Source organism: Luteibacter sp. 329MFSha (genome assembly GCF_900111665.1).
Classification (GTDB): Bacteria; Pseudomonadota; Gammaproteobacteria; order Xanthomonadales; family Rhodanobacteraceae; genus Luteibacter.
In genome coordinates this window covers 2,427,510-2,452,320 of record NZ_FOJE01000001.1, presented here as the reverse complement: position 1 = coordinate 2,452,320, position 24,811 = coordinate 2,427,510, and the positions used below count along the sequence as shown (strand labels likewise).

At 61.2% G+C, this 24,811-nt stretch carries 19 protein-coding genes; 14 read left to right on the top strand and 5 right to left on the bottom strand.

What is annotated here, in order from left to right:
* Window positions 1-8: 8 nt before the first annotated feature.
* The 3 genes from BMW54_RS11055 to BMW54_RS11045 all read right to left on the bottom strand — a co-directional run bounded on the left by BMW54_RS11055 (window position 9) and on the right by BMW54_RS11045 (window position 3,881).
* The gene (locus BMW54_RS11055) at window positions 9-707 is read right to left on the bottom strand and encodes an HAD family hydrolase (RefSeq protein ID WP_090055389.1); all 699 of its coding nucleotides are present in this window, start codon (window positions 705-707) and stop codon (window positions 9-11) included.
* A 3-nt stretch (window positions 708-710) separates the two neighbouring features.
* Entirely contained in the window at window positions 711-2,216 is a 1,506-nt protein-coding gene (locus BMW54_RS11050; RefSeq protein WP_090055387.1) for a LysM peptidoglycan-binding domain-containing protein, read from the bottom strand.
* A gap of 294 nt (window positions 2,217-2,510) precedes the next feature.
* Window positions 2,511-3,881, bottom strand: coding sequence for a Do family serine endopeptidase (locus BMW54_RS11045; protein ID WP_090055384.1), 1,371 nt, complete (start codon window positions 3,879-3,881; stop codon window positions 2,511-2,513).
* A gap of 352 nt (window positions 3,882-4,233) precedes the next feature.
* Between BMW54_RS11045 and BMW54_RS11040 the strand changes: the two genes are divergently transcribed.
* The 4 genes from BMW54_RS11040 (at window position 4,234) to BMW54_RS11025 (ending at window position 11,672) form a co-directional block, all read left to right on the top strand.
* A complete protein-coding gene (locus BMW54_RS11040; protein ID WP_090055382.1) occupies window positions 4,234-6,381 on the top strand; it encodes an adenosylcobalamin-dependent ribonucleoside-diphosphate reductase in 2,148 nt (715 codons plus the stop codon).
* A 21-nt stretch (window positions 6,382-6,402) separates the two neighbouring features.
* Window positions 6,403-7,329: a histone gene (locus tag BMW54_RS19035; RefSeq protein WP_254779288.1), complete on the top strand. Its 927-nt coding sequence runs from the start codon at window positions 6,403-6,405 to the stop codon at window positions 7,327-7,329.
* Window positions 7,330-7,385: 56 nt separating this feature from the next.
* Window positions 7,386-8,180 carry a TSCPD domain-containing protein gene (locus BMW54_RS11030; protein WP_090055380.1) on the top strand — a complete coding sequence of 265 codons (795 nt, stop codon included), beginning with the start codon at window positions 7,386-7,388 and terminating at the stop codon, window positions 8,178-8,180.
* Window positions 8,181-8,246: 66 nt separating this feature from the next.
* Window positions 8,247-11,672: a P-loop NTPase fold protein gene (locus BMW54_RS11025; protein WP_090055377.1), complete on the top strand. Its 3,426-nt coding sequence runs from the start codon at window positions 8,247-8,249 to the stop codon at window positions 11,670-11,672.
* A 148-nt stretch (window positions 11,673-11,820) separates the two neighbouring features.
* On the opposite strand, the gene BMW54_RS11020 is transcribed toward BMW54_RS11025, so the two are convergent.
* Entirely contained in the window at window positions 11,821-12,849 is a 1,029-nt protein-coding gene (locus BMW54_RS11020) for an MrcB family domain-containing protein (protein ID WP_090055375.1), read from the bottom strand.
* 577 nt (window positions 12,850-13,426) lie between these two features.
* On the opposite strand from BMW54_RS11020, the gene BMW54_RS11015 reads away from it, so the two are divergent.
* On the top strand, window positions 13,427-13,702 hold the full coding sequence (locus tag BMW54_RS11015) for a hypothetical protein (RefSeq protein ID WP_090055373.1): 276 nt from the start codon (window positions 13,427-13,429) through the stop codon (window positions 13,700-13,702).
* A gap of 30 nt (window positions 13,703-13,732) precedes the next feature.
* Here BMW54_RS11015 and BMW54_RS11010 read toward each other — a convergent pair whose 3' ends face one another.
* Window positions 13,733-15,580, bottom strand: coding sequence for a 3'-5' exonuclease (locus tag BMW54_RS11010; protein ID WP_090055370.1), 1,848 nt, complete (start codon window positions 15,578-15,580; stop codon window positions 13,733-13,735).
* 324 nt (window positions 15,581-15,904) lie between these two features.
* Here BMW54_RS11010 and BMW54_RS11005 point away from each other — a divergent pair, with 324 nt between their 5' ends.
* The 9 genes from BMW54_RS11005 to BMW54_RS10970 all read left to right on the top strand — a co-directional run bounded on the left by BMW54_RS11005 (window position 15,905) and on the right by BMW54_RS10970 (window position 24,756).
* Entirely contained in the window at window positions 15,905-16,993 is a 1,089-nt protein-coding gene (locus tag BMW54_RS11005) for a lysozyme inhibitor LprI family protein (protein WP_090055368.1), read from the top strand.
* A complete protein-coding gene (locus BMW54_RS18530; protein ID WP_139206088.1) occupies window positions 16,990-17,646 on the top strand; it encodes a hypothetical protein in 657 nt (218 codons plus the stop codon). The genes BMW54_RS11005 and BMW54_RS18530 overlap by 4 nt, the downstream gene beginning before the upstream one ends.
* 146 nt (window positions 17,647-17,792) lie before the next feature.
* Complete coding sequence (locus BMW54_RS11000) at window positions 17,793-18,377, top strand: hypothetical protein (RefSeq protein WP_139206087.1); 585 nt, start codon at window positions 17,793-17,795, stop codon at window positions 18,375-18,377.
* A 303-nt stretch (window positions 18,378-18,680) separates the two neighbouring features.
* Entirely contained in the window at window positions 18,681-19,148 is a 468-nt protein-coding gene (locus BMW54_RS10995; protein WP_090055361.1) for a hypothetical protein, read from the top strand.
* A 114-nt stretch (window positions 19,149-19,262) separates the two neighbouring features.
* Window positions 19,263-19,730 carry a lysozyme inhibitor LprI family protein gene (locus BMW54_RS10990; protein ID WP_139206086.1) on the top strand — a complete coding sequence of 156 codons (468 nt, stop codon included), beginning with the start codon at window positions 19,263-19,265 and terminating at the stop codon, window positions 19,728-19,730.
* Between the two features lie 166 nt (window positions 19,731-19,896).
* The gene (locus tag BMW54_RS18525; protein WP_139206085.1) at window positions 19,897-20,529 is read left to right on the top strand and encodes a hypothetical protein; all 633 of its coding nucleotides are present in this window, start codon (window positions 19,897-19,899) and stop codon (window positions 20,527-20,529) included.
* A 23-nt stretch (window positions 20,530-20,552) separates the two neighbouring features.
* Window positions 20,553-22,364, top strand: a complete 1,812-nt coding sequence (locus BMW54_RS10980; RefSeq protein WP_090055353.1) for a peptidoglycan-binding protein — start codon at window positions 20,553-20,555, stop codon at window positions 22,362-22,364.
* A 457-nt stretch (window positions 22,365-22,821) separates the two neighbouring features.
* Window positions 22,822-24,300, top strand: coding sequence for a type IV secretory system conjugative DNA transfer family protein (locus tag BMW54_RS10975; RefSeq protein WP_254779211.1), 1,479 nt, complete (start codon window positions 22,822-22,824; stop codon window positions 24,298-24,300).
* A gap of 27 nt (window positions 24,301-24,327) precedes the next feature.
* Window positions 24,328-24,756, top strand: coding sequence for a hypothetical protein (locus BMW54_RS10970; RefSeq protein WP_139206084.1), 429 nt, complete (start codon window positions 24,328-24,330; stop codon window positions 24,754-24,756).
* Window positions 24,757-24,811: the final 55 nt, after the last annotated feature.

The following is a 24,811-nucleotide window of genomic DNA, read 5'->3' as shown; positions in this document are numbered from 1 at the left end:
ACGCTATTCTAGCGGCCGTCCGCCGCCGCTGCGTCAATCCAGTCGGCAAGCGATGCCATGTCGGCGAATTCGAGATCCGGTGCCGGCCCATGCGACCAGCGCTCGCCCGTGCGGTTGAGCCACACCGTGCGCATGCCTGCTTCCCGCGCGCCGACGACGTCGAGCAGCGGATCGTCGCCAACGTGGAGGATGTCTTCGGGCGCCATGCCGAGGGCCTCGGCGGCCGCCAGGAAGATCTGCGGATGCGGCTTGGCCACGCCCACGCCGCTGGCGTTGAGGCGCGTATGGAAGAGGTGGTGCAGCCCGATTATTTCAAGATCCGCATTGCCGTTGGAAATGCTGACCAGCGGCATGCGCGACGCGATGCGCTCGAGGGCGGGCAGGGTGTCGGGATACAGCTCGACATTGTTACGAGCCGCGAAATAAATGCGCCACAGCTCGTCGACGGGCGCGTCGTCGATGCCGCAGGCCGCGAACGCCTCGCGGATGGTGATCCGCCGCTGTTCGCTGAAATCGTGCGAGAGGTGCGTGTGTTCCCGCGCCACTTTCTCCCGGAGCTCGCGCATGGCCTCGATGGGCCATGCGGTCGCGACATCCGGATGGTGTTCCTTGAGCCAGCGGTCGACGCAGTACTCGGCCTCGATCAGGGCCGGAAGCACCGGCCACAGGGTGTCGTCGAGATCGAGCGAGACGGCGCGGACGGGCACGGCTTAGCGCGCGCCGACCTTCAGCACCTGGCCGAGGCGGACGTTGTTGTCCTTCAGGCCGTTCATGGCGCGCAGCTGGTTCACGTCCACCGCGTTCTTCTTCGCGATGGAGTAGAGCGTGTCGCCCTGGGCCACCTTGTACGTGCGCGAGGCGGCGGCCGGCTTCTTCTCCGCTGCCTTGGCGACGGCGGCCTTGGCCGGCTTCGCGGCCGGCTTGGCTTCCGCCACCTTCGGCGTCGCGACGGCGTTCGACTTCTCCGAGGCGTCGGCCGGGGCGGTGACCACCGGCTTGGCGACCGGCTTGCCCTTCACGGTGACGGCGTCGGCGAGCACCTTGGCGAACTTGCCGCCGGCCTTCGCGTTGTCCGAGGCGGTGAACGCTTCCGAGCGCACGCCGAAGAAGCCCATGTGCGCCGTGGTGGTGACGCTGGCGACGACGTGGGCGAACTGCGACGGCTCGGCCGTGGTGGCGACCGACGCCTTGGTGTCCTTCGCGGCCTTGGCGCCCTTGCCGGCGACCTGCGCCTTGGCGACCGCGGCTTCCTTCGCGACGGCCGAGGCGGCGAGCGCCGGTGCGGCGGCTGGAGCGGCGCTCGGGGTGGTCATCGCCTGACCCACGTTGGCACGCGTGCCGACGGTGGAAGCGATGGCGGCACGGCGGGCGGCGTCCTTCGAGGCGAGCGCGGCGCCGTCGGCGTAAGGCACGAGGCTGTGCGCACGCAGCAGCGCGCTACCGGCGCTGGAGGTGACGAACGACACGAAGTCCTTCGCCTCCGCGGCCTTCGGGCCGGTCTCGTTGGTGACCAGGTAGATCTCGGTGTACAGCGGGTAGGTGCCGCTGCCGACCGTCGACATCGAGGGCGCGACGCCGTCGATCGAGAGGATCTTCACCTTCTTGTTCGAGGCGACGCCCGCGAGGGTCGTGGCGCCGAGGCCCTGCTTGTCGAGCGTGACGCCCTCTTCGAGCTTCGCCACGTTCACGTAGAGGCGCGGCGCGGCCACCGGCTGGTTGCCGCGACCGAACAGCAGCTTGCGCAGGCTGTATTCCACGCCATCGGCCGGGCTGGCCACCGCGTAGAGGTTGATCGGGGCATCGTTGCCGCCGAGCTCCTTCCAGTTGGTGATGTGCCCCATGTAGATCTCATGGAGCTGCTTGAGCGTGATGTTGCTGACCGGGTTGGACGGGTAGGTGACCATGACCAGGGCGTCCCACGCCACCGGCGTGAAGGTCAGCGACTGCTCCGCGCCGCCGATGCCCGGGCGGGCCGAGCCGGCGAGGTCCGCCGTGCCCTTGGCGACGGCGTCGATGCCCGAGGCCGTGTTGAACGGCTGCAGTTCGAGCTTGCCCTTGCCGGCCTTCTCGTAGGCCTTGGCGACGTCGGTGACCACGCCGCGCGCGGTGGTGATGTCGCCGCGCCAGACCAGTTGCGGTCCCGCGGCAAGAACGGTGGCGGAGGCGCTAAGGCCGATCAGCGTGGCGGTGAACAGTCGCGCGAGACGAAGAGACATGGACGGCAAGAACCTCGGATGGGGCTGGGACAGGCAAGCAAGGCCGCAATTGTGGGCCATCGAGGCCCCGCGCGCCATTGACGTCATTCAACATCCTGCCGAGGCGAAACGGAACGTAGGCTGTCGGGGTGTTCATGGAACCTCGAAGCGCCTATCGCCGATACGATCGGCTCCCACCCTCCGGTAGCCAGACCCACCTATCGAAGGGGCAGGAGCCGATCCCGCGCAGCGGGCACGCTCGAGAAGCACCCACCTACCGAAGGGGTGGGAGCCGATCGCATCGGCGATCGAACGTCACAACACCGCGTAATACACCCCGCCATCCCGCACCACGGTCAGCAACAGCTGCCGCCCGCCCAGCTTGCCCGTGGTGGGGAAGCTCTTCACCCCCATCACCCGCTGCTGCGACACGGCCACCACGATGTCGCCATCCTCCAGCCCCGCGGCGTCGGCACGCGAACCGCGCTTGATGCCGCTCAGCGCCACGCCGTACAGCCCCTGCGCCTTCTGCTCCGCGGTGAGGTCGCTCAGCGTGACGCCCGCCAGCCGCGGATCCACCTTCGCGCCATCCAGCGTCGCGATCTTCGCCGCGGCCACCGTCGCTTCCACCTCCCGCGTGGCGCCATCGCGTTTCACCGACAGCCGTACCTTCGCCCCCAGCGGCAGCAAGCCTTCCGCATTGCGCACGTCCTGCGCCCCGCGCACCGGCTTCCCGTCGACGGCCGTCAGCACGTCGCCCGTCTGCAAGCCCGCGCCATCGGCGGGTGAGCCGTCGTTCACGCGCGTCACCACCGCGCCCGCGACGCCCTTCAGCCCGAGCGCCGCCGCGATGCGCGGCGTGATGTCCTGCACCTCCACGCCCAGGTTGCCGCGCCGGACCCTCCCGTACGCCAGCAGCTGCTTCATCACGCCGGTCGCGAGATCGGTGGGAATGGCGAACCCGATGCCGACGTTCCCGCCCGAGGGCGTGAAGATCATCGAGTTGATGCCCACCAGCTCGCCGCGCAGGTTCACCAGCGCGCCGCCGGAGTTACCGGGATTGATCGACGCATCCGTCTGGATGAAGTTCTGGAAGCCCTTGCCCAGGCCCGAGCGGCCCAGCGCCGAGACCATGCCCGAGGTGGCCGTCTGTCCGAGCCCGAACGGATCGCCCACCGCCACCACGAAATCGCCCACGCGCAGCTGCGACGAATCCGCGATGGGCAGCGCCTGCAGGCGCTCCGCCGGCACCTGCAGCAGGGCGACGTCGGTATCCGGATCGCTGCCGATCAGCTTCGCCTTCAGATCGCGCCCATCCTGCAGCGTGACCGTGATATCGTCCGCGCCCCCCACGACATGGTGGTTGGTCAGCACGTAGCCCTTGGCCGCGTCGACGACCACGCCCGAACCCAGGCTCTGCTGCACGCGCTCGCGCGGCACGCCCTGGTTTCCGAACAACTGGCCGAACAACGGATCGTCGAAATAGGGATCGCGTGCCCGCACGCGCGTCTTCGTCGAGATGTTCACCACGGCCGGGGTCACCTTCGCCAGCATCGGTGCCAGCGAGGGCACGGGCTGGCCGTCGACGGCCGCCGGCAGCGACGCGAACGCGGGCGTCGCGGCGGCGAGCGCGAGGGCGAAAGACAGGGCAAGGCCAGTGGTTCGCCGGTAAGTGCTGGCGGGCATGGGAAAGCTCCTTGAGTGGTGTGTCCGGGACGCATTCGACCACGACACCGCCCACCAGTTTCAACCCCTGAGACGTACGTCCCGGACACTTTACATCGACCCCCTCCGGGCTTAAGGTACACACCGGCCGCAACCACAACATCTTGTGTTCCTTCGTTCGCCACTTACCAAGTGCTGGTGCTGCGGATACTCAGGTACAAGCTTCAAACCATCGCCGGTGAAGGCTTTTCCGGACACCGCGATGGATGATCAGGGATGGTCGACGGGATCCGTGGGGGAGGCCGTCGACGGGTTGCGCCGACGCAAACCAATAAAAGGCCTGTCAAAGGTCGAGACCGAGGACGACACACACATGAGCACTGCACGTGCGCAAGCCATCGGGCTTGAGACTGCCGCCATTCCGCTTCAGCCCGCCTCGTACGACATCTGGGACAAGAAGTACCGCCTGAAGGCGAAGTCCGGCGACCCCGTCGACGCTTCCGTGGACGGCACGTACCAGCGCGTCGCCCGCGCCCTTTCCGATGTCGAAGCCACCGCCGAGCTGCGCGACCACTGGAACGAACGCTTCCTCTGGGCGCTGCGCCGCGGTGCGATTCCCGCCGGCCGCATCACCTCCAACGCCGGCGCGCTGGAGCACAAGCCCGCCACCTCCACGATCAACTGCACCGTGTCGGGCACCATCCACGACTCGATGGACGACATCCTCGAGAAGGTGCACGAGGCGGGCCTCACGCTGAAGGCCGGCTGCGGCATTGGCTACGAATTCTCGACGCTGCGCCCGCGCGGCGCGTACGTGTCCGGCGCCGGCGCCCACACCTCGGGCCCGCTGTCGTTCATGGATATCTACGACAAGATGTGCTTCACCGTCTCGTCCGCCGGCGGCCGCCGCGGCGCGCAGATGGGCACGTTCGACGTGAGCCACCCGGACGCCAAGGAATTCATCCGCGCCAAGCGCGAAGATGGCCGCCTGCGCCAGTTCAACCTCTCGCTGCTGATCACCGACGGCTTCATGGACGCCGTGGAGAACGACCAGGACTGGCCGACCGTCTTCCCGGTGCACGTGAAGGAGCAGGGCGAGATCGACCTGAACGACGCATCCAAGGTCGTCTGGCGCGAGTGGCCCACCAAGGAAAACTACGTCACCCGTGACGACGGCCTGGTGGCCTGCAAGATCTACGGCCACATCCGCGCCCGCCACCTGTGGGACATGATCATGGTCTCGACGTACGACTACGCCGAGCCGGGCTTCATCCTCATCGACCGCGTCAACGAGATGAACAACAACTGGTGGTGCGAGCACATCCGCGCCACCAACCCCTGCGGCGAGCAGCCGCTGCCGCCGTACGGCTCGTGCCTGCTGGGCTCGGTGAACCTCACCACCTTCGTGCGGGATCCGTTCGGCCCGAAGGCCCGTTTCGACTGGGACGAGTACCGCGAAGTGGTGCGCGTCTTCACCCGCATGCTCGACAACGTGGTGGAGATCAACGGCCTGCCGCTGCCGCAGCAGCGCGAAGAGATCATGTCCAAGCGCCGCCACGGCATGGGCTTCCTCGGCCTGGGTTCCACCCTCACCATGCTCAAGATGCGCTATGGCTCCGCCGACGCCGTGACCTTCACGGAAGACGTCTCCCGCGAGATGGCCGTGGCCGGCTGGGAAGTGGCGCTGGATCTCGCCAAGGAGAAGGGCCCGGCGCCCGTGCTCGCCCGCGAGTACGAAGTGACCGGCGACATGCTGCGCAAGCGCCCCGAGATGGTGAAGGACGGCTGGAAGGTCGGCCAGAGCATCAAGGGCAGCGTGCTGCACGCCAAGTACTCGCGCTATATGCAGCGCGTGGCCGAGGTCGCTCCGCACCTGGTCGACGCCCTCGCCGAGACCGGCGCGCGCTTCACGCACCACTCGTCGATCGCGCCCACCGGTACCATCAGCCTGAGCCTCGCCAACAACGCCTCCAACGGCATCGAGCCCAGCTTCGCGCACCACTACTCGCGAAACGTGATCCGCGAAGGCAAGAAGTCGAAGGAAAAGGTCGAGGTCTACAGCTACGAGCTGCTGGCCTACCGCGCCCTCATCAACGGCGACGCCATGCCGTTCTCCGACGACCCGAAGACCCGCCTGCCGGAGTACTTCGTGGCCGCCGACGACATCAGCCCCAAGGAGCATGTCGACATCCAGGCTGCCTCGCAGAAGTGGATCGACTCCTCCATCTCCAAGACCGCCAACGTACCCACCGACTACCCGTACGAAGACTTCAAGGACATCTACTTCTACGCGTACAAGCAGGGCCTGAAGGGTTGCACGACGTTCCGCTTCAACCCCGCCGCGTTCCAGGGCGTGCTGGTGAAGGAAACGGATCTCGAGAACACCCTCTATCGCTTCGAATTGGAAGACGGTAGCGTTGTCGAACTGAAGGGTAACGACGAGGTCGAGTACGACGGTGAAATGCACACCGCCGCGAACCTCTTCGATGCCTTGAAGGAAGGCTATTACGGCAAGTTCTGACCCCGCGGAGAGGGAATACGTATGTCGAGTGAAAACCAGGTCGTCGAGGGTGAGCTGCCCGACGTCGACACCAACGAGACCGACACCACGCCGGTAGCGGAGACGGAAGTCGCCGCTGAAGAAACCCCGGCACCGGTCGTCGCCAAGAAGGTCGTCAAGCGCAAGCCGGTCGCCCGCAAGGTGATCGACGCCGCGTCGCCGGCGCCCGTCAGCGACACGTCGGGTGACGACACCCGCGCCGCCGAAGACATCTTCGAGCCGGTGGTGAAGACCCCGAAGGCTCGCAAGGCCCCGGTGAAGAAGGCCGCCGCCAAGAGCGCCGGTTCCGCCGAGTCCACCGAGACGACGGCCGTCGCCGAAGCCCCGGCAGCGAAGAAGGCCGCCAAGCGCGCACCGGCGAAGAAGGCCGCTGCGAAGAAGGCGGTGAAGAAGGCTGCCGCGAAGAAGGCCCCGGCCAAGAAGGCCGCCGCGAAGAAGGCGACCAAGAAGGCCGCCGCCAAGAAGGCTGCACCGAAGAAGGCCGCTGCCAAGAAGGCGGCACCGAAGAAGGCTGCCGCCAAGAAGGTCGCTGCCAAGAAGGTCGCCGCCAAGAAGGCGGTGAAGAAGGCCGCCGCGAAGAAGGCCCCGGCGAAGAAGACGGCAGCCAAGAAGGCCGTCAAGAAGTCGGCCGGCCGCAAGGTCGCCACGAAGAAGGTCGCCCGCAAGGGTGCGACGAAGACGGCCGCTCGCAAGAGCCCGGCTCGCGCCGCCAAGAAGGCCACCGGCAAGGTCGCTCGCAAGAGCGCTGGCCGCGCCCCGGTAAAGAAGACGGTCCGCAAGGCCGCCGGCAAGACGACCGCCCGCAAGGCGGTTGGTAAGAAAGTCGCCAAGGCGACGAAGAGGTCCACTGCCAGCAAGACCGGTCGCACGTCGGCGCGCAAGAGCGCGGTCCGTGGCCGCCGTAAGTAAGTAGCACCCATCCGGCCCGGCGTACGCGCCGGGCCGGATACCCAAGAGAGAAGACCATGGCGATCAAGATCGAAAAGAAGATCAAGGGCTACAACGTCGTTAAGCCCGAGGACAAGGCCGCCCCGGCCCCGGCCCCCGCGCCCGTGCCGGTGAAGGAAGCCGCGCCCGTGGCCGAAGTGATCCAGATGCACGAGAGCCTCGAGCGTCCGGAAACCCTCGTCGGCAACACGTACAAGATCAAGTCGCCGCTCTTCGAGCACGCGCTGTACGTGACCATCAACGACATCGTCCTGAACGCCGGTACCCCGCACGAACAGCGCCGTCCCTTCGAGCTCTTCATCAACTCGAAGAACATGGACCACTTCCAGTGGATCGTGGCGCTCACCCGAATCCTGTCCGCCGTCTTCCGCAAGGGTGGCGACGTGACCTTCATCGTCGAAGAACTCAAGGCGGTGTTCGACCCCCGCGGTGGCTACTTCAAGGCCGGCGGCATCTACATGCCCAGCATCGTCGCCGAGATCGGCGGCGTGATCGAACAGCACATGAAGTCGATCGGCCTCATCCACGACCCCGAAATGAGCGAGGCCACCCGCCAGCTCATCGCGGAAAAGCGCGCCGCCTACGAAAAAGCCACGGCCAAGCCCACCCCCGCCCCCGCCGCTGTAGGAGCGGACCTGGCCGCGATCGCCCCTAGCGACACCGCCCAAGCCGCCGCCTCCCCAGAACCCCACACCAACGCCTCAGGCTTCCCGCCCGGCGCCACCCTCTGCGCCAAGTGCAACACGCAGGCGCTCGTGCTGATGGATGGGTGCCAGACTTGTTTGAATTGTGGGTATTCGAAGTGCGGGTGAGGTGACGAGAGGACGATTGCCTTCGTTCGTTCTAAATATCCTAGGCGCTGATTGAAAGGAGTTCTGATGCGAGGTTCGGGGGACACGGCCGAGAGGCTGCAGTCGGACTCGCCGGCCGATGCCGACGCATTTGGCGCTCACGAACGAGTAGCCGCCAGCATCTTTCAACTCATAACGAATAGTGAGGGCGGTAAAGCGATCGCTCTCGAAGGGTCATGGGGCGCTGGTAAATCAACAGTAATCAAGCTGTTGGCCTCGAAGTGTCGCTCGTCTGACATTGCTGTCTTCATTTACGACGCATGGGTGCACTCAGGTGATCCTCTCCGCCGTGCCTTTATGGCTTCGCTGATTGAGGATCTCCAGCGGAGAAACTGGCTTCCCACGAACAAGAAATGGGAAGACGAGTTAGCTCTTGTTTCAGGAAAGCAGCGAAGAACTACGCGATCGGTGACGCCTGTTTTCACCAGATTCGGAAGACTGTTGGCGCTTAGTCTCCTTGGTCTGGTACCCGGTGTCACTCTGCTCGGTAAGGGCGTGGACGCAGTTCTGCAGGCGAAATCATTCTATATCGATAAATGGTCCGTTTTGGCGGGATGGCTCGGAGTCGCGCTCTGTTTAATGCCGCCGTTGATCTGTGTAATTCACTATGTTTCATGTTTGATCTCGGGTGCTGCAAAGCGCGACTATTTTGCAGCAGTCTTGAATAAGCAGACGGATGTAGAAGCAATGGTCGTCACCGACTCCGGTGACCCGACGTCCATTGAGTTTCAATCTCTGTTTATCGAGGCGCTTAAGGATGCTTTGGCTCAAGCACCCACTCGTAGGCTGGTGGTCGTCATCGACAATCTCGACCGGCTTAGTGTCGAGGAAGTACAAAAAGCATGGGTTCTCCTTCAGTCATTCACGGAGCTTTCGGCCACTGCGCATGTCCCCGGAAATGAGCGGCTTTGGATTGTGGTGCCCGTCGCGCCGACTGCGCCAGCTGCCGGGGAGGCCGAAAATTCGAGTAGAAACAACGGCGCGACCGCAATTTCGCCACTATTTCTTGAGAAAGTGTTTCAAGCCAGATTTCGTCTGCCGCCGCCCATTTTGAAGAACTGGCAGCCGTTCATGGATCGGCTTCTAAGAGATGGTATACCTGCGGCGAGCGAATCTGATCGTCAGCAGATTCTCGCACTCTACGTTTCGCTTCGTCAGAGCAGACAGATGCCGACGCCGCGCGACATAGTCCTCTTCGTGAACCAACTCGCGATCTTTTCTGCGCAGTGGAGAGGCCGTTACTCCTTAGCGGTAGGTGCCGCCTTCACGTTGGAGTGTTCAACCGACGCGTTGCCTCGGTTGGAGCGGGGAGATGCGCCCTCGGCAACAGCACGTCGAATGATAGCGACTGACCTTAAAGAGGCGTTCGCTTGCATCTACTTCAATACTGGCGACGCAGCGGGAGCACTCGAACTCCTGCAATCACCTGTCGCGCACGACCTACTGGAGCGAGCCGATACGACAGGTATTTCAGCCCGCTTTCAAGAGCATTCTAGCTTCGCCCCGATATTGATTCGCGCATATGCGGGTGCAGCCGATCGTTGGGTGTTCGATAGCCCGATGCTGGTAGTTAAGGCGTCCTTGGCGATTGCGCGGGCGGTCGAATCCTCATCGCTTGGAGACAGTCCAAAAGCTGGCTCGTTCTTGAGAGACGTGCTACAGGCAGTGCATGGGACGGTTGCGTGGGCGCTACAAGAATTCCGCATTGTTCCGGTTGCGGAAGCATCGTTCGTCGATCTGTCGCTCAGGTTGATGCATCAGGAGGAGGGCGAAGCGCCGGTGATTCGCGAACCTCTCGTTACAAAATCGCTCGCCTCAGCATTGTGTAAGTCACCATCGAATGCCGAAGCGCAAGAGGCGACGTCGCAAGAATTGGGCTTGTACATTAAGAGTGTGAATTCGCTGCTGGCGAATGTTGCGCTCCGAGACGCAATTACTGATCTCGGATTGGCATGGGTAGTGCCGTTCGCTCCTGTGGGGTTTAGGCAGCTTTTGGCGGCTCTCGATGAGAGCTTGCCACCAAAACTGCTTGCTCCGGTCGGAGGTGGCACTGCTGTAGCAGATTTTCTCGAGACTCGTATTACCAAAGGCTTAGTGTCCGTCGACGATCTCGTCGTGTTTGATTGGCTTGTGGACGGGAGGCATGAGCGGCAAGAATCGAAGGTATTCGAAGCAATCAAGGTGCAGTTAACGGCAGAAGATGCCCTTTCTTCGACTCTCGCTGTTGCAATAGGGACTTTGACTCTCTCTAAGGCATTGCGCCCCGCGCACTCCGCGATTCCGGATCTTAGGATTTCACTCTACAATGCCGCTGTACGTCAGCATGAGGGAGACGATGATGCCGGCGCTGCGATGCTCCTTCTCGCAGGGATCTCCTTCGCAGCAATGGATGATGGTGACGAAGAGCTAGGCGAGGTGCCTCCCGAGTTCCGGCAAATAGCTTCGAAGCCCAAGCCTCAGTTAGTCAATGGGCTACGAAAGCTCGTGCTCGAACGTCGCCTGGTAGGTATTCTATTGAAAGCCGTCGAGCGAGATAAGTACCTTGGTCCGATTGTGGCAGCCGTAATCGCTGATCGCAGCGAGCTGAACAAGGATCTCCTCGCCATGCCTGATTCCGGCTTGATGGAGCGGGTGGAGGCACTGCGGCAAGCCTTCGGTGACAAGGGATGGGAACTTGTCGACCAAACGCTACGTCTCCGCATGGAGGACGAAAGCATGGAAGGGTATCTGTGTCTGAGTGTCCAAACGCAAATAGGGCGGCGATGGATTTCACGCTGTTTCACCAAAGGCATTGGTGACCGGGCCCGCCTGGCTGGCGAAGCAGCTCAGGCCCTAGTGGCCCTACCGGCTCGAGCTTGGGAAGAAGCTTCGAAGGTGTTTACTTGGGATGCGTTGCTAGCGTGTCAATTGGTCGAGTCGGGCGTCCAGATAGTTCTTCCAAATGTGGCAATCACAGCAATCGCGCTCATCGGGAGGGCTGCAGAAGGCAATCTTCCATGGGATGTAAGCCGTGTGGCTCAGTTTTTGAAGGTACTGAAGCCGGCCCAGCGGCATGAGCTGGCTAAGTCGGAGGCTGCCCGTCTAACGTCGACAACGGTCCCAGCCAGTACTGAGTATTGGACACTAGTCGCTCCGCTGCTTGACACCTATCTGCTGCGACCGACGTCACAAGCGGAGCTGCTCGAAGTCGCCCGAGCAATTCTTGGCGCGCCAAGCGCGCCTGCGCTTGGCTGGCTCCTTCTGTATTTGAAGTCGGGTCCAGGTGTCGCTCGGTCATTCGGTGATCGCGACGTCAAGCGCGCGCTTTACTCCATTATTTCGACGAGCAGTGGTTCTTCATCGCCAGGGGATCCGATACACGCGGAGCTGCGGAAGGTGAAGGCAGCGATCTCTCGGTTGGCGAGTGGCCGAGCAAAGAAAGGTCGGAAGCAGGTTAGAAAAGTGACCTCGTAGTTACCTAGCCCTTCCTCGTCGGCTGCCAAAGGTATCCCGTAGCGATAACGGTAGGAGTTCTGTTGCAAAGCCATGACGGCCTACTCGCGCCTGGCATATGACGCGTCTTGGAGTAGGGTCTAGCCGTTACGAAACGACGCAACTACGCCTACGAGCGAAGTTTGAGATGTCTTTCTCTAAAGAGACCAACATCGTGCACGAAATCTGAGCGATGGATCATACGATGGCAATTCGAGCACAAGACCGCGAAATCTTTCTTTGGGTCTAGCTCGACTCGACCACGTTCGAGGGTCGAAATCGGCTTGAGGTGGTGCGCTTCAATATAGCCATCACCGAGTTCGCCATATTTTTCGCCGAAGCTGGTGCCGCATGCTTCGCATGTAGTTCCCCGAATTCGCTTGACGTCCTTGACAAGGCGAGGGTTCCTCTCAATGCGCTCATGCAGCCGCCGACGCGAGGCATCCTCGTACTGTTTGCGTGAGCTCGGTTCGGGCTCAATTTCCAAAGATGACGCTGTCGCCGATTCAGTCGAGAGAAGTTGGTTGTACAGAAGGCTGAGTTGCTCAAGATCCGTCCTGATCACCGAATCAGCAGGCACTTCGCCGCTTGGGTAGAACTTTGCGAGAACGTTACCGGCTTCATAGAACGACGTGTCGTTCTGAGGGGAGGACGGTGCAAGATCAATATTGTCCAGGTCAAAGTTGTTGGGGCGTCCGCCGATCATTGCTCGAAAGTTCTGGGCTCTTGCCTTTAGGGCGGTCTTGGCGTCGGCACGGTATAGCGCCTTTGCTTCCGTCATCGCCTGAGTCAGGCACAGGTAAGCGCCTCGCATGTCTTCGCGGAAGAGCAGGCAGCCGTAGTATCCCTTTTGGGCTGATGTCGTAACGAAAGGATCGAACAAGGCGATCCAAGGACCGCGAGCCCAATTGCCTTTGCCTGGACTACCTTCAACAATCAGATGACGGCTCTCGGTCCGCAACAGACCTTGGACGAGTGCGGGGAGCTCTGCTCTAATGAACGCTGCCATTGGATGTTTCGCAAATGGCTGCTGCGTTGCCTGCAGATACTCATTGAGTACGCGTTGAATGCCGGTCGACACATGATTCGCAAAAACGGAATCGGCGCTTCTGGGCACAACTGCGTCGCCGCTGGCGTGTTGTTCGCGTACTTGATTCATTGGATTCCCCTTCTATGAGAAGTATCTCAAGAGGACGGGAAGAATCAAGCGACAAACTCTGCGCTGGAAACGCCGCAGCGACGGTTATCCGGGCTCGAGGTTCGAGGACCCTACATACACTAGGCTGTGTTTTTGATAGGGTCTGGACCCTGCGTGAGAGTGAACTCAGCTCTTAACGCAGGAAGCGCGAGCCAGGAGCGTTGCAGCGCCCCTGACCCGCTAACCACAACCAACTGTATTGGAGTCGATAGTGGCTACCCACGATCATACGGCACACGCTCGCCCGCCGAATCCCCCCGGCGACACCCCATCCGGTTACCGGGCTGTCTGCATCCGTCGCAGACGCGGTTGATCGACCGGGCGTCAGCGCTTTTCTGAGGTAATTCTCGGCCGTGTGACCCGGCGCGTCCTCTTGCGTGTCGCTTTCATGGGCTGACGCCTCTCCACGTCGTCAATCAAGCTGTCCGGGGCCCGGTCACGGGCAGCCGGTGAAACCGCGAGTCCTATGGTCCGCGGCACGTCGCTGTGTGGGCGTGCCGCGTCAGGAAGCGGGTGATTCTTTCCAGGGAGGTTCCTTATGTCTTTGCCCGGTCGTTCCTCGACGCTCCGTGCCGTCTATCCGCTCGACCCCGAGACCACCACGCACGACCTGTTGAACGGTGCCGTGGAGTGGCTGGGGTATGCGCGCACCCTTACCGAATTCCTTGCCGATCTGATCCACGAATCCGACACCGTGGAATGCGGGCGCATGGCGTTGTCGCTTGAAGCGATCGCGTCGCTCGTGCAGATCGGGGCTCAGTGCACCGCGCAGGCGCATGCGCGGATGACGTGGGAGAGGGCGCAGGGCGACTAGGTCCGCGTTCTGGCTAGGTACGGGACGGCATCAGGCGGCCGCCAGCGACTCGCCAATCGCCCGGCCAAGCAGTTCGGCATGCTCCGAGTCGGCGTCATGTAATGCCATGACGTGCTCGGTCGCCCGGGTGATAGCCACATAGAGGAGGCGTGCCTCCACGACTGGGTCTTCGCCCGTGGTGGGCATCTGTCCGAGTCTTGGGATGAACACCAGTGGAAACTCCAGGCCTTTACTGCTGTGCATGCTGACGATCTTTACGGACGGTCCGCCCTGGAACAGGGTGGCCTTACCTTGTCGGTCGGCGATTCGCGCGTCGATCCTGGCTCTGACCAATGCGTCGTGGAAGTGTTTCGCGTCGGCGTCCTTGCGGACGATGATCGCCATGTCGGCCAGGGAGCGTCCTTGTGCGCGCTCGTCCCGAATGCGCGCGACGATGACACTCGTCTCGTCGTCACGCCCCTGCGTTCGGATGAGCTCCGGCATCGGGCCTCTACGGCCCGCGCTTTCCGGCGCGATCACTGGTTGCCCGTCGTCGGTGGCGACATCGGCGGTCGGCTGCGCTTCAATAAACGCCTTCGCTACCGACAGGATCTCAAGCGTGTTCCGGTAGTTGAGCTTGAGGATCGTCGTGTGACCGACCGCGTCGATGCCGACACTCTTCCATGAGAAGCGGCGGCGCTCCGCCTTGCCGTAGATGTTCTGCGTGTCGTCGTACAGCACCAGCAGCGAGTTTGTCGCCGGGTCGACCATCTGTGTCACGAGCCGGTACCAGTCCGGTGCGAAGTCATGGCCTTCATCGATGAGGATGGCGCCGTACTGGCCGCGTGGCACAAGTCCTTTCTCGACGCCCTCCATGAGGACCTCGGGGAACCGGTCGAACATGTCGGTTCCGGTCGGCTTCACGAGATGGTAGGCATTTATCTGTGCAAAACACCACGCGTGGAAGTTGTAGACCTGCACCTTACCGCCCAGGCCGCGCTCATGGATCAGCTGCTGGAGGCGAGCGGCGAGAGTTTTGTTGAAGCAGAGCACGAGCACCGGTCGCGTTAGCGCCTTGGCCAGGTGCACGCAGCGGTAGCCGAGGATCATCGTCTTTCCGGACCCGGCGACCCCATGGATGATGCGATGACCATCGCCCAGCGAGCGGGCCAACTGTTCCTGCTGGATATCCATGACCTTGATGAGGTCCGGGATATCGATCACCGCTTTGGGCGCGTTGTCGAATAGGCCGAACTGGCCCTCTCCAGGAACGACGCGAACCTCGGGGAACAGGTGCCAGCGGACGCGATCGATCTGCGGAAGTGTGAGCGCTTGGCCGAATCGCCAGGGGAACATGTCCCATAGCCGCTTCTGGAACGCCTCGGCATCGACGGACGGCACGAACTCGTCCTGACAGATCACGAGATGCGACGGCATAACGGCAGACAGCCTTGCCTCGTCGAACTGGCGTCGGGAGATGTTCGCCAGGACGACACCGTGCGCCCAGGGGCAGATGAGCTTGCCCGCGTATCGAGAGCCTTCGGGCTGGCGGAGCGCGGGGTCCTGCTCGAGCAGCTTCTCCACTTCGAGGGTGTACTGCCTCGCCTGGTCGATGGGGTTGGCGGCCTCAGTGAGGCCTTTGTCGGTCAGTAAGGTGAACGTCTGGGGGCTCGTAGACCGAATGGTCTCAAGCTTCCAGTCTTTGACCTCCAGCGCCAGGATGCCGCGTCGAGGATGGAATATGACGAAGTCCGGCTTCCGATACTTCGACCCGATGGGCACGTCGTACCAGAGAAGGTAGTCGTCATCGAGCTTCTGTTCGAGGCGCTCGGAAACGCGCTTCTCGCCCGCGGTCATTCGACTGACGCAACTCGATCGTGCCGGAATCTGCTTTGCCACCCTGGCTGTTCCCCTGTGTTCCGCCTTGGCTACGGCCTGCGCCGCGGTGCGGATGCAGGCGCGCGGCTAATCTCTGGCTATCGGCGTAAGCCGCCGATACTTGAACGATTTTCCCTGCGATACGGCGTAAACGCCTACGCATTTTCGGCATTGAATGGCTCGTGGTAGTCCATTGCGCTGCTCAAGACGCCTTGCCGTTGCGCGCGGCATCGTCTCGCGGCAATTTTCCGAAAACTTCCATATATCGCACCCGAAGGTTGGCGTAACGTGCCGCTACTTTTCGCGGCGCCGCGCAACAAGGCGCGGGCTTCCCAAGGAGGGACTATGTACGTGGACGAGGTTCGTGGTCGCTGGCGCCGGCCAGTCGGCCGTTCTGCGGGTATGAGGCTGTGGGCGTTGAGCCTGGCAGCCCTTCTCGTGGCGCCCTGCGCCGCACGCGCGAGCGATGCGGTCGTGCCGGATTTGCCTGCCAAGGTCCTTCCCTTCGTCGAGAAGGGAAGGACCGTTCTGGCGTTCAAGGAGGCGCCCGCGGACGAGGCAGGGGTCAACAACCTCGTGTTCGTCACGCGGCATGCGCCTCCGGGAGCCGCTCCGGCGCCGACTGAGGGGCCCGTCGAATACGCGTGCGAGCTCGTGGCGCTGCGCGAGGACAGAAACGGCATTCGTGTGACGGGTCGAACCACCGAGGCGGTCCAATGCTCGGGGAATCGGACGAACCTTCAGGCAGGATTTCGGGAACTCGACGACAACCTCTCGCTTGTCGGGAACGAACTCAGGTTCAAGAACTACTGCAACACCGTCCGGGCGGGGTGGTTCACCTACTCCTTCCGCTTCGAAGGTGGTCGCTGGCGTGTCTCCGCCAGTGAAGCGTCCTGGGATTCGGCCAACGAGGACGGGTTCAACATGGAGGTGACGCAGTCCATATCGGAACAGGATATCCGGCTCACGTACATGGAGGACTTCTCGCAGGCTGGCTTACGCGATGCGCTGCAATCATCCCAAGTAAGGAAAGTCGATTACCGTGGTCTGCTCAACATAAAGCCTGAGGCATCCGAACGAGCCGCCGGCATCCGCACCTCGTACGCGCGGTGCATGGATAGGGCGGAAGCCGACTTCTTCGCGATCATCGAGTGTTCGAATGTGGAGTACCTGTTCCAGGACGAACGGTTGAATGCCAGCTACAAGAGGCGGATGGCGAGCCTCGCTGAGAACGAAAAGGAAAAACTTCGTGCCGAGGAGCGGCTATGGATCAAAGCCAGGGACTCCTACTGCAACTCCAACGAATTCGGCGGCGTGACGTCGCGAGCCGTCATCGCCTCGTGCCACATGTTCCAAACCGCGTATCGAGCGACGACGCTCGAACGTTCCGCTAGCTTGCAGGCGACCGCTGCTCGATCTGGGGTGGCTCGGTGATCGCCGTACGTAAGGCCACCGTCGCGCTCGCCGTGATCGCGGTGTACGCCACGCAAGTGAGTGTAAGGGCTGAGACGGCGACACCGCCAAGTAGAACGGTTCCCGATGAGGCAGTTCCGTTCGTCCCGCAGGGAGGTGTCGTGATTGCCTACGCGGAGGTCGAGGCGGAAGGCGATGCGAAGACCATGGCCATGGCCGTCCGCACTCTGCGCCCGAATCAACCTGCGGATATCGATCCATGGGATGCGGATTACACGTGTGACCTGATTATTCTGCGGAACGAAGGCGGAACGGTACGGGTAACCGGTCGTTCGAGCCGTGCGATCGCGTGTCGAGGAAACCTCCTCAGCCCGGATGTCGGAACTCGTGTTCTGGACGACAGCCTGGACCTGCGAGAGGACGAAGTAACGTTCAGAAATCTTGGAGACACGGCTTTTGAGGGTATGTCCAGCTACTCGTTCCGATGCGCAGCGGGAGCGTGGCATCTGTCGGCCGCGACAGCGGTTTTCTCGTCACATGGACCAAGAGGTGGGGTTACACATAGAAAACAAGCGATCTCCTATCCAAAGGATTTCGGACTAATCCGCATGGAGGACTTCGACCCGGACGCTATTGAGCACGTCATGTCGAAGTCGGAACGAGTAATCGACTAAGCACATTGCGATGCTGCGGAACGTTCGAAGGGCGATGTGCGAAGCGCGCTATACGACTAGGCGACCAGGCGCAACGAAGAATGTGGGGCGCTGAAACAATGAGACTAAGTGCAAAAATAGCGCCTACATTGATGCTAGTGACCGGCATGGCAATTACCACGGTAAGTGCGAGTCCGGATGTGCCGAACTCGCACCCCTCCGAGCGCGATATCGAACGGGGGCGTGCCATCGAAACTCGCGATGTCCCGTCCATCCTCAAGCATCTCACGAAGTATCGGTCGACGACGTTCGGCAAGCGGGCTTGTGTCGTCGGTGCACTGGCGGACGAGGACGGGCTCTACCAAAGCCCCTACGTCTACGTCACGACTGCAAGCACTGACCGCGTCGATTGGATGCGTCGCTTGCCGTACCCGGCTGAGTTCTATCAAGGTCGGGCCACCCACTGCCTTGCCCATGGCGACTACGTCTATGTCCTCCTGCAGGTGGACACGGATTCGCATCAAGCGACAAACCAGACGATCGTGTCCGTCGTCAAGCTCGATGCCCGGAGCGGGCGGCTGGTCAGGGCTCGCGAGGTCGAGATAGACGGCGTAGGACGAGGAGCTTCGCGCTGGTTGAATCGAAGCGAGGATGTCTTCCAGGTGGAAGGCAATTCCATTCGTGTATCCGGACGATACCGGAGCATGGATTCCGATGAGATAGAAGCATTCTCGACAACGGTCGATCTGTAGTCATCTGACGCGATTTCTCCGCTCGTGAAGATCGGGGAAGGCACGGCGCAGGTGCGTCCGCCGATGACGTGCGAGCGGGAGCAGAGCAGTTGGTGGAAATTTTCAGAATAGTCCTATGTACCGCAACCGAGATATGCGTTTTAGTGTCATTCGGAATTGCTAAGCGCGTCGCTCATTGAATCGAGAGCGGCGTGCCCGCTTCCGTGCGAGCAAGGATTGTATCTAGACGGTTCCGTTAGGTGTCTCGACCTAGCAGCGAGGCTTACAAGGAATCGGTTCATCGCGATAAAGAGGAGGCAAACGATGGAACTGAGACAGTTGATGGTGACGGCGTTCTTGGTGTCCGCAGTCGGCATCGGTTTTGAGGCCTACGCCGCCCCAGTCGGGGACAAGGTCGTCAATTCGTCTGCAGAGCTCGGCCCGGAGTACAAGGAGATTCATATCTTCCCAGAATTCAGGAAGAAGCTTCTGGCTGACGGATGGGAGGCGGAAAAAAATCCGGATTGCCACGACGCGGTCAAGGGCGCCCTCTATGACGAATTGTGTAGCAAAGATCCCGGCGATATCAGTTGTCGCCTATGCACGATTACGCCTGAGCTCTTCAGGATGACGTCAGATGGCTACCTGCTCATGAAATACAAGAAATCGGGTGTATCGCTCGGCGTGACGCTCTATGGCGACACGAGAGATTTTGATCATCCAGGCGAATACGGCTTGTCTATCGTCGGCTGGGACTATGAGGCGGGAATGAACGTTCAGCTGCTCGATTAGGGTGGGGCGATCAGCGCAAGCGGAGGAAGACTGCGAAACGCTCACAGGAGCCGAATGTACGCGCACGTTGGAGACGACGATCAGAAGTAGCGGGTCAACGGAAGGACATTGAAAGTGAGCGACCAGAAGCGCGGAAGTATAAGGAAGACATTGGCAAGCTTCGCGGCGACCTTGGTTCTTGTCGTGGGTGTCTGCGGAGCTGATGCCGTCCCTCAAGAAAACACCGAGGCCGACCAGCATGGGATTCGTTCGAGCTATCAGGCCTGCCTCGATGCCTCGGACGCGGTGACCCCGGTCATGAAGGACTGCATGGGCGAAGAAATGACATATCAGGACCAACGCCTTAATGCCGCTTACAGGCGACTGATGAGTCGTCACGGCCTGGACAAGGCCGCGCTTCGTTCCGACGAGCGCTTATGGCTGAAGTGGCGCGACGAGCGCTGTGATGTAGGAAGCAACGCCGGACAAGCAGACGATCTTGTGGCTTACAACTGCATGGTCCGGGAAACCGCGGTGAGGGCCTCCGTGTTGGAGGCAATGTTTAAGAAGTGGCGGCCCGCAAATGAAGGTGGTGCCGAATAGAAAGATGGTGGTGATCCTGGGTGTGGTACCCCGGCGTCGCGAGCCTGGCTAAGCAGAGCCGGCCACGTGCCATCCGAAGAAAAGTCTCGATCCGGGCAAGCTGAAGAAGGCAATGTCTGAGTCAAGGAAGATCTACAAGTAACGGCGTTCTTTTCGGAGTAAATCCATGCATTCAAAAACACCGTTAGCGGCGGCCTTAGTCGCGGCGATCAGCGTCTGCTCTATCGATGTCGTAGCTAATCCAGCTCTTAGCTCGTATACGTTCGTCGAGAATACTGTTGAAGCAAACGATAGGCATCAGCCGGATGAAGTTCCCCCTGCAGTCGATCATTTCAGAAGATACGACTCAGCCGGGTTTGGAGATAGGCGATGCACAGTTGGAGCGTCAACCGACGAAGATGGTCTCAATCAAAAGCCCTATGTCTTCGTATCCGACATAGCCAGCAGGAAGGTCGTTTGGGGTCGATATATCCCTTTCGCGCGCGAGTTCTATGAAGGTCGAGCGACCCATTGCCTCGCACACGATGGCCATCTTTATGTTCTTTTACAGGTTGACACGGATTCGCATCAAGCAACAAATCAGACCATTGTCTCCGTTGTAAAAATGCGTGAGAGCGACGGTGAGGTCATTCGTATTGTCGAGAATCGCTTGCATGGCGTGACCGGAGCCGTGACGGAGTGGGTAAGCCACAGGGAGGGGGCGTTTCGTGTGGAGAACGACCATATTTTGGTCGCTGGGTCGTATCGAAAGCTTGACTCTGAAGACATCAAGACGTTTTCGACGGTTGTGGGTTTCTGACTATTTATATGGAGGTTTGATTCATGGATGCAAATGAGGAGTTCATCAAGCGGATTTATCCGGCCGCGATAAAAGTCGCTCAGGAAACCGGTATGTCATGGGAGCTTCTCTTGGCTCAAGCGGCACACGAGACCGGTTGGGGAAAGAAGGTGCTCGAAGGCACCAACAATGTGTACAACATCAAGGCGAGTTCGGAGTGGAAAGGAAAGACGAAGACTTTCCGCGTCTGGGAGCGGGATGCGGTTAGCAACGAGAAGTACTGGACCGACAGCGCCTTTCGGGTATATGACTCGGTCGAGGAATCAATACGCGATAGAGTGAAGTTCTTGCGTGACAACCCGCGCTACGCGAAGTCGGGATTGTTCGATGAAGGCACGCTAGGCGATCTTCGGAAGGAAGCAGAGGCCCTAGAGCGTGCACGCTTTGCGACCGATGAAAATTATGCAGACAAGATCGTCGAAGTCTTCCACGGGAGAACGATGCGCAGGAGTATTGCCGCAGCGCAAGCGGGCGAGGTGGAATCAGTCAATCCATCAAGGTCGTCTCCTACCATTCTTAAAGAGGGCGCAAGGGGCCAGCAGGTCGCGCAATTACAAATGCAGCTAGCACGCCTTGGCTACATGTCAGCGGGAGGCGAACACGTGGACGGTCAGTTCGGGGAGCAAACTCGGCTAGCCTTGCAGGCGTTTCAAAGGAATCATGACTTGCGGGCGGATGGCATCGCCGGTCCGCTAACGTTCGCCAGTGTTGCCAACGCCATTCGAATCGAGACCCGCACCATTGGGAGTCCTGATGCGCCATACCTACTGGAAGCGGAACATCGTCGATTCGTTGAGCCCTATCAATCGGTACCTTCGCGACCAGTCCCATCACTCGGAGCCGCGTTCGATCGGATGCCGCGCGAAGGTCAAGCGCTTCAGGTAGATGCGCTTCATGCATCGCGCTTCGACGCGCCCGATTCGGCCTCTACGATCCGGCTTCAAGAGAGCCTTAACACGCTAGGCATGACGGACCGTCGCGAAGAGCCTCTATCGGTCCATGGCGTCTACGATCTCTCAACCAAGGAGGCTGTTGCACGCTTCCAGCGGCAGGAAGGTCTCCCGATCACCGGGCTGGCGGATGAGGCGATGCGGCGAACAATTGACAGTCACGCTTTCATGGTGGAGCTACGGCGGGGACATGAGACAAACCGCTACCAGGCTGACTGGACGCACGACGGCGCCGCGACAAGGGAGGGCCATGCGCATTCGATGGCGCGCTCCGCTTCTGTCGAGCCCATCAAGCCTGTCGATGCGGTCTCAATTGAAGGGCCGACCATCCAGTGGCGCGATAAAGAAGGTCCGACCATTCAGTGGAGGCAGTCTGCCGTCGATCCGTTGGAGTCAGACCGTGTGCTTGGACCGGAACGAAGTGCCGACGTCCCGCGTTCAGGGTATGACACACCGCTGACGGAATCGCGAACGCCGGAACCCAAGCCGGGCCTTTCGGACCCCCGCAACCCCGAAAACCCCCAGCACGGCCTCTACACCGAACTCGGCCGCCGCATACCCGACGCCTCAGAGGACCGCCTGCTCCAGTTCACCGCCGCCTGCCACACCAGTCGCATCACTGCGGACAACCTGAGCATCTGTCACCTGGACGAGCAGAACTTGACGATAGGCTTCCTCGGAAATGGCCGTCTCTCCTTGCCCGTTACCGTCGACCTGAAAAAGGCGCCGCCGGAGCCCGAGCAGGCCATCGAGCAGATCGCGCAGTACGACCATCAGCAGGCTCAGGTCCGCTCCGAGTATCTGGCCCAGCAACAGCAGATGAGCAGGAGCGGACCCTCCCTCTGACGGTCTGCCGTTGGCCGATCAGCGCCTCATCCGCTGACGGTCGACCACGCTCAGGTGTCCCGGCCGGGTGGATTCCGGCCGGGACGAGACTTTTTGCGAAGGAAAGCAACGATGTTTGATAAGAAACGAATGGCCGCCATGTTTTTTCTATTGGCGGCTGCGCTCGTGGCCGGCGAGTACGCTTCCGGCTACCTGCTTTATTGGCTCACGAACTGGAATATCGAGCCGGGCTTCCTGACATACTGGACCTATATCCGCGCGGTAGACGTCCCCGAGTTCGCGCCGTACGTCCTGAAGATGAAGCTCAGCGGAGTGATCGGTTTCGCGTTGCCGATCGTTCTCTGGCTTGGTATCAGCTTCAAGCTGCTGCAGGCGCGTCCTGAACCGACGCACGGCAATGCGCGCTTCGCCGACCTGGCCGATCTGAAGAAGGCCGGTCTGCTCAAGCCGAGCCCGGATGCGGTCCTCATCGGCAAGTACAAGGGCTACTACCTCTGGCTCAGCGGCGCAGCACGTCATCACGATCAGCCCGACGCGCTCGGGCAAGACGACCTCGATCGCGACCCCCGTGCTCCTTTCCTACCTGATGTCGATGATCGTCCTCGACATCAAAGGCGAGCTCCACGCCTCGACGAGCGGGTGGCGTGCGGCGCAGGGTCAGAAGATCTGGGTCTGGGCGCCGTACGACGATGCCGGCAAGACGCATCGCTTCAATCCGATGACGACGTTCGTCGGCATGGACCCGGGCAAGCGCATCGGTGAGATTCAGACGATCGCCGCCATTCTCTACCCGGATCAGCCGGGCGGCGATCCGTTCTGGATCTCGCAGAGCCGGGCGGCCTTCACCGCGTTCACGTCGTTCATGTTCGAGCGCTGGGATGAAAGGATGCGGTGGCTCACCAAGAGCAACGCCGCCGACGAGCTCATGCCCGATCCCAACGTCTGCGATCAGTTCCCGAGCTTCGAGCGGGTGCTTCGCCTTTCGAGCGGCACCGACGAGATGGAGACGAAGGAACTCCTGACCACGATCGTCAAGGATCGCTCGTACGCGTTCGTCAGCTCGCAGACCAAAACGGTCTTCCGCAACCTGATCGGTCTGCCCGATGAGACGTTCTCGTCGGTCATCGCGAGCATGCAGGCGCCCTTGCAGCAGTTCCTCAGCCCGATCCTCGCCGCGGCCACCAACGCCACCGACTTCAAGGTGGAGGACTTCCGCAAGATCCTCAGCACCCTCTACGTCATCATCCCGACCAACAAGCTCGACGAGAGCGCGAAGCTGCTGAACATCTTCTTCAGCACGGTGATCGGCAAGAACCTCGACAAGCAGCTGGGCGAAGAACCCGACCTGAAGTACCAGCTGCTGATGCTGATGGATGAGTTCACCGCGATGGGGCGCGTGGACGTCTGGGCCAAGCGCATCTCGATCTCGGCAAGCTACGGCGTGCGCGACCTCTGCATCATCCAGAGCCGTGCTCAGCTGAAATCGGCCTACGGCGAGAACGACGCCCAGAACTTCATCACGAACCACGGCGCCCAGATCGCGTTCGCACCCCGCGAACAAGCGGATGCGAACGAGTACAGCGAGATGCTCGGCTACAAGACGGTGCGCAAGCGTCAGCAGAGCACCAGCCGCGGCGGTGGCGGCCAGCAGGTATCGACGAGCTACGTCGAAGAACGCCGCGCGCTGATGCTGCCGCAGGAGGTCAAGGAAATGCCGGCCGACGACGAACTGGTGTTCTACGAAGGCTGCCGTCCCATCCGCGCGAAGAAGAACTGGTTCTTCAAGGACAAGATGTTCAAGGAGCGGGCGGCCGTGCCGCCTGTCGAGGTGAGTGCGGCTCAGAGGAGTGCGGCGATCATCGCGATGCCTGCGCCACTGGAGATGCCGACGGACGCTGCCAAGGCGGCCCTTTCTCGGGCGGCGAAGGCAGCCTGATACCGAACGATCGAATAGGAGTGGTGCATGAAGAGAAAGGTTACGGTGTTTGCTGTTGCTCTGATGGTGGCGTGTTCTTCGGTCGCTGGGAACGCCCGGGCCGATCCGAGAGAGAAGTCACCAAAGCTTGGGCCTCAGTATCGAAAAGCAGAAACCGTTATGGAGTTTCGACGAATGCTGCTTGCCGATGGATGGATACCGGAAGAGAATCCGGATTGTCTCGAAGCGGTCATCGGCGGTGACTACGAGGAGACGTGTCGTGACGATCCAGAGGAAAGGCGATGCCGCGTCTGTGCGATGGTGCCGGAGATTGCGGTCAGTACGGGGAGCGGACATACGATTCTCGCGTACACCAAGGAAGGGACCAGACTTGACGTGGAGCTATATGGCGAGATCGGCGACGTCGACAGGCCCCCACCGCACGATCTGGCGATCATGGATTGGAGGTTCCACTGATTCTTCAACGACAATAGGTTCCGTAAGACGGGGCAACGCCATCTAGCCGCCTGGA

What these genes read in the sequence shown, in the direction of transcription:
- BMW54_RS11050 (WP_090055387.1), bottom strand. Translation starts at nt 2,216, where the DNA reads ATGTCTCTTCGTCTCGCGCGACTGTTCACCGCCACGCTGATCGGCCTT.
- BMW54_RS11045 (WP_090055384.1), bottom strand. Translation starts at nt 3,881, where the DNA reads ATGCCCGCCAGCACTTACCGGCGAACCACTGGCCTTGCCCTGTCTTTC.
- BMW54_RS11040 (WP_090055382.1), top strand. Translation starts at nt 4,234, where the DNA reads ATGAGCACTGCACGTGCGCAAGCCATCGGGCTTGAGACTGCCGCCATT.
- BMW54_RS19035 (WP_254779288.1), top strand. Translation starts at nt 6,403, where the DNA reads ATGTCGAGTGAAAACCAGGTCGTCGAGGGTGAGCTGCCCGACGTCGAC.
- BMW54_RS11030 (WP_090055380.1), top strand. Translation starts at nt 7,386, where the DNA reads ATGGCGATCAAGATCGAAAAGAAGATCAAGGGCTACAACGTCGTTAAG.
- BMW54_RS11025 (WP_090055377.1), top strand. Translation starts at nt 8,247, where the DNA reads ATGCGAGGTTCGGGGGACACGGCCGAGAGGCTGCAGTCGGACTCGCCG.
- BMW54_RS11020 (WP_090055375.1), bottom strand. Translation starts at nt 12,849, where the DNA reads ATGAATCAAGTACGCGAACAACACGCCAGCGGCGACGCAGTTGTGCCC.
- BMW54_RS11015 (WP_090055373.1), top strand. Translation starts at nt 13,427, where the DNA reads ATGTCTTTGCCCGGTCGTTCCTCGACGCTCCGTGCCGTCTATCCGCTC.
- BMW54_RS11005 (WP_090055368.1), top strand. Translation starts at nt 15,905, where the DNA reads ATGTACGTGGACGAGGTTCGTGGTCGCTGGCGCCGGCCAGTCGGCCGT.
- BMW54_RS11000 (WP_139206087.1), top strand. Translation starts at nt 17,793, where the DNA reads ATGGCAATTACCACGGTAAGTGCGAGTCCGGATGTGCCGAACTCGCAC.
- BMW54_RS10995 (WP_090055361.1), top strand. Translation starts at nt 18,681, where the DNA reads ATGGAACTGAGACAGTTGATGGTGACGGCGTTCTTGGTGTCCGCAGTC.
- BMW54_RS18525 (WP_139206085.1), top strand. Translation starts at nt 19,897, where the DNA reads ATGCATTCAAAAACACCGTTAGCGGCGGCCTTAGTCGCGGCGATCAGC.
- BMW54_RS10980 (WP_090055353.1), top strand. Translation starts at nt 20,553, where the DNA reads ATGGATGCAAATGAGGAGTTCATCAAGCGGATTTATCCGGCCGCGATA.
- BMW54_RS10975 (WP_254779211.1), top strand. Translation starts at nt 22,822, where the DNA reads ATGCGGTCCTCATCGGCAAGTACAAGGGCTACTACCTCTGGCTCAGCG.
- BMW54_RS10970 (WP_139206084.1), top strand. Translation starts at nt 24,328, where the DNA reads ATGAAGAGAAAGGTTACGGTGTTTGCTGTTGCTCTGATGGTGGCGTGT.